This is a genomic window from Streptococcus sp. (assembly GCF_032481935.1).
Taxonomy (GTDB): Bacteria; Bacillota; Bacilli; order Lactobacillales; family Streptococcaceae; genus Streptococcus.
Genome location: NZ_JAWERU010000054.1, coordinates 1 through 9,475, shown reverse-complemented (window position 1 = coordinate 9,475; position 9,475 = coordinate 1). Strand labels below are relative to the sequence as shown.

General features: G+C 30.0%; 8 protein-coding genes and 1 pseudogene. 1 reads left to right on the top strand and 8 read right to left on the bottom strand.

The window, feature by feature from the left end; genetic code table 11:
- Nucleotides 1-41: 41 nt before the first annotated feature.
- Complete coding sequence (locus E7C97_RS08465; protein WP_316108885.1) at nucleotides 42-1,127, bottom strand: toprim domain-containing protein; 1,086 nt, start codon at nucleotides 1,125-1,127, stop codon at nucleotides 42-44.
- A gap of 9 nt (nucleotides 1,128-1,136) precedes the next feature.
- Nucleotides 1,137-1,778 carry a peptidylprolyl isomerase gene (locus tag E7C97_RS08460; protein ID WP_316108884.1) on the bottom strand — a complete coding sequence of 214 codons (642 nt, stop codon included), beginning with the start codon at nucleotides 1,776-1,778 and terminating at the stop codon, nucleotides 1,137-1,139.
- A gap of 1,172 nt (nucleotides 1,779-2,950) precedes the next feature.
- Here E7C97_RS08460 and E7C97_RS08455 point away from each other — a divergent pair.
- The gene (locus tag E7C97_RS08455) at nucleotides 2,951-3,835 is read left to right on the top strand and encodes a helix-turn-helix domain-containing protein (RefSeq protein ID WP_049525931.1); all 885 of its coding nucleotides are present in this window, start codon (nucleotides 2,951-2,953) and stop codon (nucleotides 3,833-3,835) included.
- On the opposite strand, the gene E7C97_RS08450 is transcribed toward E7C97_RS08455, so the two are convergent.
- From E7C97_RS08450 to E7C97_RS08425, 6 genes and pseudogenes are all read right to left on the bottom strand, one after another.
- Nucleotides 3,798-4,961: a pitrilysin family protein gene (locus tag E7C97_RS08450; RefSeq protein ID WP_075228620.1), complete on the bottom strand. Its 1,164-nt coding sequence runs from the start codon at nucleotides 4,959-4,961 to the stop codon at nucleotides 3,798-3,800. The genes E7C97_RS08455 and E7C97_RS08450 overlap by 38 nt on opposite strands.
- A complete protein-coding gene (locus E7C97_RS08445; protein ID WP_049525935.1) occupies nucleotides 4,954-6,075 on the bottom strand; it encodes a ThiF family adenylyltransferase in 1,122 nt (373 codons plus the stop codon). Before E7C97_RS08445 ends, E7C97_RS08450 begins: the two co-directional genes overlap by 8 nt.
- A gap of 261 nt (nucleotides 6,076-6,336) precedes the next feature.
- The gene (locus tag E7C97_RS08440) at nucleotides 6,337-7,920 is read right to left on the bottom strand and encodes an ABC transporter ATP-binding protein (RefSeq protein ID WP_316108883.1); all 1,584 of its coding nucleotides are present in this window, start codon (nucleotides 7,918-7,920) and stop codon (nucleotides 6,337-6,339) included.
- Between the two features lie 124 nt (nucleotides 7,921-8,044).
- On the bottom strand, nucleotides 8,045-8,338 hold the full coding sequence (locus E7C97_RS08435) for a DUF5966 family protein (protein ID WP_049548777.1): 294 nt from the start codon (nucleotides 8,336-8,338) through the stop codon (nucleotides 8,045-8,047).
- 13 nt (nucleotides 8,339-8,351) lie between these two features.
- The gene (locus E7C97_RS08430; protein ID WP_316108880.1) at nucleotides 8,352-8,636 is read right to left on the bottom strand and encodes a DUF5962 family protein; all 285 of its coding nucleotides are present in this window, start codon (nucleotides 8,634-8,636) and stop codon (nucleotides 8,352-8,354) included.
- 74 nt (nucleotides 8,637-8,710) lie between these two features.
- Nucleotides 8,711-9,475: pseudogene (locus tag E7C97_RS08425) on the bottom strand (helicase SNF2); the annotation flags it as partial.

Sequence of the window (9,475 nt, the reverse complement as noted above, 5' to 3'; positions counted from 1 at the left end):
TCCTTCATTCTAATATTAGCTAAAACATCTTGATTTTGTTATCACAATTCTAAACATTGAGAGGTTTGTCTTACTGGTGGATTTCCAAATGTCTCTTTTGAATTCTCAATCATAGATTGAAAATCTGATTTCTTTTCTCTAAGAATATCGTTCCAGTCTATTTTTTCTTTCCCAAATTCATTATCAGGTAAATCCAGTAAAACAGGCAATCCTGATTGAGATAACTTATCAGAAAAATCTTTACCTGCATCATCACAATCTACCGCAAGTGTCAATAAATCAGGATGATTATTGAAATAGGTAGTGGTATCACGAATTGTATTGATCAAAGGCAATAACTTTGAAGGTGTTACTGTATCTAAGAATTCCAACTTCTGATTTTCTTCAGCTATCAGTCGCAAAGTTTGATAAGCAACAACAGACCTTTTTAATCCCTCCATAGATACCAAGCGAACATCTGATAGACTTTGTTGATGTAGCTCGTAATAACTCATCAAGTCAATAAACGATTCACAAAAGACCAGTCTATTTGGTTTACCAATGTCAAAGGATATTCCAACATGTCCATGGCTCCCTTTTAGAATTGTTTTCAACCTCTCTCTAGGAAGAGAGTGATTCTTATATATCCCTTGTAAGCTTCCTGCCTGCAGTTTGTGACGATGATCAAAGCTTTTAAAAACAATAACAGGTTCAACAGTTTCATTTGTTTTCCAACTGGCTTGTGCCATCAAACCTTGTTGGATCATCTTTTCTACGATTTCTTCTGAGATTCCTCTACATTCTGTTAAATAATATCTGGCCAGACTACAGTTAGAATCTTCTACTCTCTTTAAAGGATAATAAAATGGTCTCTCTCTTTTTTCTTGAACAGCTTCTTTTTGAAAAGGTTCTTCAGAAAGAAAAGATAGAGCTTCTTTAAAGGAAATTCCCTTAACAAGTCGAACAAAATCAATGACATCACCTTGAATATCTCTTGAAAACCATTTAAAAGTATTGGTAGTAGAAAAAATTCGGAATGAATCGTGTTCAGGATGTTCATAGACACTGCTAGAAACTTGTTTAAAGGAGATACCTAAACGATTGGCTACATCAAGAATTGAAATTTGCTTACATTCTTCTATTTCCATGCAATATCATCATTTTGTCGTAGTATTTGGCAGTGATGGTATTGATGATGATTCTTCTAAAGTTTTAGGAGTGGCCTTATCTAAATCATCTAACCCAGATTTCCAAACCTGTACTTGATTGACCAATAACTTACCAGGTAGTTTAGAATAGGACAATTTAACCGTTCTGGTTTCTGTCTGATTAGTCTTTGATTGGTTGGCATTCTTTAAATTGGATACATAGGTTACATTATAAGAGACCATGGCAATGGCTTGATTCGTAGTCTGATTGACAAAGATATCAGCTTTTTCAAAATGATAATCCAAAATATAGTCCTTATACACTTGGTTCATGGCATCGTTTTGACTTGTCAATTCTTGAGAATAAGCTGATTCAGTCATATAAGGTTGAATGCGTGTATTATTTTCCCCTAGTTTTTCTTTCGTATAATACTGTGTCAAAAATTCTTTTACAGTATCCGATGACAAAATACTGGCTTTATCTTCTGCTTGTTTATCTTCCACAAGTTTAGCTGCAGCCAATTCAATCTCTTTGCGACTTTGTTTAGCAGTAGAATGTTGACCAGCAGTATATCCCATCATGAGAATAAAGCTAGTTGCGGCTACTGCTCCAACACTAATTAAGGCTTTAGTTTTGACTTTATTTAACATCTTAGACCTTCTTTCTATAAAAACTAGGTCAAGAATAACAAAAAGAACTTGTAAGTTTTATCACACAACAACTAAAGGTGATTCCTACATTTCAGGCGCAAAATCGTACAGTTCAGAGAAAAAAATAAAACTAGCTGTCTTTGGAGTATAATAGACTTATTGGAAAAAAATAAAATGCATACTGTACTATGCTATACTATAGTTAAGAAAACTATTTACAAAAGATCATGCAACTAACTTCTGAGAACTTTAAATTATTTATTAGTGTAAAAAAGGACACCTTCCCAACGAAGATATCCTGTCTAAATAAAGCTTATAAAGCCAAACACTATAAAGGAGGACGTCCAAAAACGCTAAGTCTATAAAAACAGTTGATGCTAAACTTGCGTTATTTATTCTATTGACCAACTCTACGTCTCCTAGCTTTTGATTTTGTTCTTGGATTAGCGACAGTCACTGAACATTAACATTCGTAGAATATACTCTCCATTTCTCAAGTCTATTTGACTTAGAAAACTTAAAATCAACAAGTGTCACTATAGCTATTGATATAATAGAAAATCCTATTTCAACGTTAAAAGAAACCAAAGTAAAATTATTCAGGAAAAAAGAGACATAACATAAAGACACAAATCATACTCGATTTAACACCACTTCATGCCTGCTAATTAGTTTTTTAAGAAGGTCATACACATGATTTTACTCTTTTTAAGAAAGGATAGGTCAAGTTTGCCAGAGCAATCACTTGTTTTTCTGGATTTGGATTATTTATGCATTGTGAATACTCATAAGATAACCTTCATTCCTGTTAAAAGTTCTAAAAAGCATCCATTGACTGAAGAGGATAAGAGGTTTAATAGAGATACTTGTAATACGTATTAAAATCGAGCATTTTAATACTAAGTATAAAACTTTTCAATTTATGGAATCATCAACTATGAGTTAAAATAATTTTCGAACAAAGGCTGTCCAAAAAACTTGATATAATGCGTTTTATCGTGGGAATATTCATTTTATTTTCTCCTGAAATTGAGTTTTTACCCAGACTCATTAATTTTATTGATATAATCCAATAATAATGATAATATCAAATAGTAATAAAAGAATTTGATAGTATTTTTTCATAATCTGTCACACTTTCTAATAATTTTTTATGGTAAAGGGAGGTAAATATGATTTTAGGTGAAACTTATAGAAAAATACGAGAAGGAAAAGGTATTTCTATTTCTTCATTAGCAGGTGCAGAAATTTCAAAGTCTCAAATTTCTAGATTTGAATTAGGAGAGACAGAAATTTCATTTTTTAAATTATTATATCTACTTGAAAAAATAGGTGTAACACTAGAAGAGTTTTTACTTTCCTGTAATAATTATGAGCCTTCAGACTTCAATAGCTTGATCCGCTTAGTTCAACAGGCTGCCTACAATCAAGAAATTAAATCATTACTTAATATGGCAAACAAAGAGATAGCACTGTTTAGAGAGACAAATTCTCATTATCATAAGCTAAATGCTATTTTCATTGAAAGCATTGTCTATGGAATTGATAATAATCATAAATTGAGTAATCAAGACACCTCTTACCTTACAAATTATTTATTCTCTGTTGAAAACTGGGGATATTACGAAATTCTTATTCTTGGAAATTGCTGTCGAGCAATATTACCAAATTTATTATTTAGATATGCTAAAGAGGCACTAAAAAAAGGAAAGTTGTATAGTTCCATACCTAGAAATAAACAATCTCTCGTTCAATTACTTCTTAATTCACTTATTATAATGATTGAAAATAGCTTATATGAGGAATCTTTATTTTTAAAACAAGCTACTAAGAATATATTATCTAATTCCACAGATTTTTTTGAACAAACTATTTTTTTGTATTTAGATGGATATTTTGAACTTAAATTTCATCATAATCAAAAATCAATTTTAAAAATAGAAGATGCTTTAAAAATTTTTGAATTATTCAATAAAACAATATACAAAAATTATAAAGAATACTTCGAAAAAAATATTATCAATTTAATACAATGTGGTAATTCCTATTTTGAATAATTGCTTTTTTTGAAAATCTCTTGAACTCATCTAAAGAAATCAACTCTAGCTCTTCAGCAATACTATCCCAACTTGGAATATCAAATAATTTTTCTCTACAAATTGTTTTTAAATATTCATTTTTATTAACTTCACAATTTATGTACAATTCATTGATTACTCTTTTTTTAGCCTTATAAAATAATAGTTCATCAGATAAATCGGATTCATTAACAAGATTGTTCTCTAGTGTTTTAATCAATTTTTTCTTATAGATTGTAGGTGTTATAGTTACGATTTTTAGTAAAGTCATATTACTATAAAATATTGGGTATGATACAATATTATATATCCATTGCTTTTGTGTCCTTAACTTATGGCCTAATAATGAATCTTTAATACCAGTTAACATCGAGTTTAAGATACTTAACATTGCCATATCATGAGATGATGCTACCATACCAGATATATCAAGATACATAGAAATTTCAGAGAGTTCTTGTATTTTATCTAATTCTGTTAAACCACTTGAAAATGTCGGAAAGTTAATTTCTACAGATGATCCACTTAAAGGTAACATATTTTCAATACATATGATTTCACTTTGTAGAAAACTTGGACCAGAAATAGCAATCTGGAATTCTCCTGCTTGAATTTTATTTTTATAAAATTTATATATAGTTTCTAAAGTAACAGACTCAATATTACCTCTAGTACCAATAATATCTATTGACCAAGAACTATTTTTAAAAATTACTCGATTATCATTAATAGATTTTTTACTATTTTCATACTGATTTAATTCAATTAAGACTATTTTCTTTTCCCTCAATAGTTCATCTTCAGTAATAGAAAGATTGAAAATCCTACTTATCAGTATTTTAAAAATTTTATTGAAATCTTCAGCTAGACAGTAACCACTTAAATTAATATAATCTCTAGATGTCTCTCCTTTAATAGCTGCACCATTCATATCAAACAATTCATTTAGTGATTGTTCATTCCCTGCTCGTATTAGTAAATGTTCAATAAGATGTGAAAATCCTAATTCATTTACTTGCTCAATACTAGTACCTGCAACAAACATCAATGAAAAATATGCAAATTTACTTGCTTGATTTTTTTTAAATATAATTTTCTTATTCATCAATTTTTAGAATCTCCCAGAGTTTACTTTTATTGAAATCATGACCACATGTAGGACAATGAGATTGCTTAGAGAAGTGCTTGAATTCATCTTCCCTAAAACTATAAAAATCAAATCTAAATAAAGTATTCCAAACATTACTATTTTTCTCTGTTACACAATCTAACCATTTCTTCACAACCCATGATGACAATAATAGAATATTAGTTAAAATATTTGCAGTTATTAATTTTCCATCATAGTTTGAAAATTTTTTAACTAAATTTTGAAAGTTATCACTATCTTGTTCATAAAGTAAACAATCAACACAGCCTATATTTTGAATATTAGGATTACAAAATAAGAGTTTACCTGCGCTACGTTGGCTAAAACAGTATATACTAGGGATATTAAATAAATAGCATGCTCTATTTACTAATCTTTGTGCTATATAAGGAGGTTCATCCATGCAACAAAATACCCAGTCACTTTCAGAAATTTCTTTTTTTACAGCATCAACAGTGCTCATTTTTAACTTTCTTTTTGTGACTACACACTGATAATTACGTTTTAGAATACAATCTTTTACACAGTCAACTTTATATTTACCAATATCGTTAAAGGTAAACATAGATTGCCTATTTATATTATTTTCTTTAACAATATCATCATCGACTAAATGAAGTCGCCCTACCCCTAATTGGGCTAATTGTAATGCGATATGAGAACCACCGGCTCCACATCCTAGTATGGTAACTTTTAAATTACTCAATTTTTCAAGTAATTTAATCCCACCAATACCTTCACTAGAATAATAAGTTTCCAGTGATTCATTAATTAAATAGTGATCAATTTGATTTACAGGTCTATCTAATATTTCTAATAAATTACGATCAGAAAATTTAGATATATATTTTTCTATAATATTTTCGGATATATCATATTTTTTTCTTAATAAATCTTTAATTTCTTCAAAGCTATTAATTCCATTGCAACAAGAAATTAAATCTAACCAAAAATCTGAGTATCCTGTAATTTCTAATACATCAACATCGTCAGCTCCAATTCTTAATCTATCGTTCTTCCATTGGTAAACGATTCTATCCTGGTTCCATTTTGGGAAATAATTATCCATTTTATATCCTCAACTATTTGATAAAAGCATGCAAGATGAACATGCATGCTTTTGTTATACACGAGAAGTCAATTAATATTATTGACTTCTTTTTTATTAATACAAACTAATTTAAACTCTCTTTTTAAGAGTTTAAATTAACTAAATCTAAAATTATCTTAGATAAAGTACCAATTAGTTGTATCTTCTTCACGAATTTCTTCAAATTCTAACTCCAAAATGTTGAAATCTTCCATAATCATGATCATCACCTCCTTTCTATTATAAAACAATTATCTGATCAAACTCTTCCAATATTTTTGGACTTTGATCATGAGTAATGACAATAACAATTGCATCTCTAATGGATAGAATGTAGTCCATCATTGCTTTGGCTTTTATTGGATCAAGGTTGCTTGTAGGTTCGTCAAATATATATACAGAATATGTTTTGACTAAAAACCTAGCTAAATCAATTCGTTGTTTTTCCCCTTCTGAAATAGTTTGATTTGATTGAGATAGACTCTTATTAAGAAATTCTTCATTAAAGCCTAAGGCTTTTCTTAATTTTTCAGTTAAATGAAGGTTTCTAGCCAATTTGATATTCTCTAGAATATTGCCTTCAATCAGAAAGTCATTTTTTTGCACAAACGCAATATCTTTATATAACTCCTCTGAGGGAATATCAATATTCTGTTTTCCGTTGATTTTTATTTCTCCATCATAAAGATTTTTTGGATAATAATTTAGTATTAATTTTACTAAAGTTGTTTTCCCAGTTCCTGAAGCACCGATAATCGCATAGCGCTTGCCTTTTTTAAATTCATAGGAAAAATGATCAAATAATATTCTATTTTCAATTTCATAATATAATTGGCTAATAGAAATGGTCGAAATATTATCACAATTAATTGTAGTTGTTTTATGAAAAATTTCATGATTCGTCTCATATAGATTTTCTTGGATATTATCAATAATGGACTTACAACTGTTGATTAAATTTTTATTGTAAAGAATAGATTGTAAAGGAGCAAAGACACCGTTTAATAATTGAATACTTGCTACGAGTAATCCAATAGTCAGTAAGTTATTTCTTACAAAAAAGATACCAGCAACCATACAGGATAGTTGAGAGCAAAAACTTAGTAAGGTTCCAGTAGTTGAAGCTATGTCTTTTAAAAATTGATAAGTTTTTCTGGACTCTTCAAATTCTAAACTGATTCCCTGAATTTTTTCTTGAATCCAGCTTTGAACATTTAATAACTTAATTTGTTCAAAACCATCAATAAAGTTTGTCATTTTTGATAAATAGTGACTATTTTGTAGGGAATAATTATTAGTTGCTTTAGTCATTAACTTTCCAGGAATTTGAGATAGAAAAATCGTTATACTCGACAATAAAAGAAAGACTAATGCTAATCGCCATTCTATATAAATAATAGCAACCACACTCATGACAAGGCTCCCTAAATTTGCGATTAGAGAGATTCTAGGAATCAATAAATTTTCTTGAATAAGGTCACTGTTTTTGGTGATATTATTTAAGAAATCTGAATGGTTACGGTTGTCAATTTGGTTAAATTCACGCGATAAATAATGTAATAAGAGACGCCTTTTTAGATCTAAAATAACTTTTTTTACATATTGGTTTTTAAGATAGGAATAGGAAGAAGAAATCAAGAACCACAGTAAAATCGAACTTACACAAATAGTGATATGAAAGAGTAATCCACTATTTGAATTAGATATACTATCAAGTATTCTTCCTAATTGCAGAGAGAAGAGTGTCATTAAAAGAGCACTTGTCAGACTTAATAAAATAAGCAAGAAATATAGTAATTTATATTGTTTCGTAATCTGGTTCATATCTTACTCCTTAAGTAACTCTGATGAGAATATTATAATCCAAATATGAAAGTCAGAAACAAACTTCCCGTATTTGGGACGCAATGAATAGTTTACGCTAAATATAAAAAAAATTATAAAATAATTATTTTTTAAAATAAATGGAGTTAATGAAGCGCCAACTAAATCCTAGAACCAACATCAGATTGATGAAAAGGTACACAGCCGTAAAACTAGTTAAACCATGTTGTCTGATATCATCAAAATATAAAGTAGGTTCAGTAAAGAACAAATAAATTCCATAAACCTCCACGAAAATAAGAAAACTGACAAAACCAATCAGGAAAAGTCCACTGGCAATAAGAAAGAGTCTCCATAAAAGAATAAGAATTCCTCCAACTGCTAAAAAAATTACTGGGATAAGGAGTAAATCATTCATAACTTTCTCCTTTCTAGTCAATCAATTGACGATAATGGGTGGCAAGAGAGGAATCAAACTCTTCTAATTTTTGAACTAAGTCCAAATACTCCTCTTTTTCATGTTCTTCAAAGTCCACACCTCGATGATTCTGAAGAGAGATTTCCAATTGACTAGTGAGTTCTCGTTTAGAAAAACTGTAATCCCCAGTAACTTCCTCATAATGTTCCTTTAATTCCTTGTAAGCATTGTATTCTTCAGGTGTTTGAAATCCCTGTACCAAGGCCTCTTCTAATTGATAATAGATATCTTCCATCATAATCGTTACCTCGTTTCTTTCTATCTTTATTCTACCGCGCTTTTCTTTTCTTGTCCGCTATTTTTATATATTTTTTAATCTAATTCAAAAGAAAGTTGTTCCTGCTTTTCTTTTCCTTTTTCGTGGAATTGCCTTAATGCCTGATCAATAATATCTAAATCCGTTTCTGTTTCAATCAATGGTGCGAGTACATCGTATTCGGCCTTTTTAGTTTGATACTCCTCTTCCTTTGGAAAATTTTTCTCAATTTCTACCTTAGCAGTAGTCCATTTATCCTTTAATTCATCCAATAAGTTCTGTGTTTTTACTTGGTCCTCCTTGATGTGATCAATCGTATGCTGAAGCCTTTGAATTGTCCCCAAAGGAGAATACAAATCTAAACTGACAGAATACTGATTTTCTCCTACAATCTTAACAGAGAAGGTTTCAGGAAGAGGTTGATTTGTTGGAAGACTAAGCATTTTAATGTCAAATCCTCGATAGCTTGCTAGGGTACGAAATACTTTGCTGTCAGCTTGATTATGACGGATAAGACGGTGTAGGGATTCACCTGCTTCAGCTCGTTGCTCAAAAACTTGCTTGCCGACTGTCATAGAAAATGCCTGGTATTTCGATATTTCAGACTGTTGAATATCGCCTTCATACTTGCTTAATCGTTTCTCAAGAATGGGCATATTTTCTTCACAGTAAGAGATTGTATGACGATAGTGATCCTTACTGCGTTGAAAGGCGCGTCTTTGATTTTCTAATAGAGTTAGATCATTCTCTAGTTCCATCTTATATTTGAGATAAGGATTACCTGTTGCTAGTGCCTTAAAATCAGAAGCTGTCATAGTCTG

Excerpts from the sequence above, each read along its gene's own strand:
- E7C97_RS08455 (WP_049525931.1), top strand. The coding sequence starts at position 2,951 with ATGATTTTAGGTGAAACTTATAGAAAAATACGAGAAGGAAAAGGTATT.
- E7C97_RS08445 (WP_049525935.1), bottom strand. The coding sequence starts at position 6,075 with ATGGATAATTATTTCCCAAAATGGAACCAGGATAGAATCGTTTACCAA.
- E7C97_RS08430 (WP_316108880.1), bottom strand. The coding sequence starts at position 8,636 with ATGATGGAAGATATCTATTATCAATTAGAAGAGGCCTTGGTACAGGGA.
- E7C97_RS08440 (WP_316108883.1), bottom strand. The coding sequence starts at position 7,920 with ATGAACCAGATTACGAAACAATATAAATTACTATATTTCTTGCTTATT.
- E7C97_RS08465 (WP_316108885.1), bottom strand. The coding sequence starts at position 1,127 with ATGGAAATAGAAGAATGTAAGCAAATTTCAATTCTTGATGTAGCCAAT.
- E7C97_RS08435 (WP_049548777.1), bottom strand. The coding sequence starts at position 8,338 with ATGAATGATTTACTCCTTATCCCAGTAATTTTTTTAGCAGTTGGAGGA.
- E7C97_RS08450 (WP_075228620.1), bottom strand. The coding sequence starts at position 4,961 with ATGAATAAGAAAATTATATTTAAAAAAAATCAAGCAAGTAAATTTGCA.
- E7C97_RS08460 (WP_316108884.1), bottom strand. The coding sequence starts at position 1,778 with ATGTTAAATAAAGTCAAAACTAAAGCCTTAATTAGTGTTGGAGCAGTA.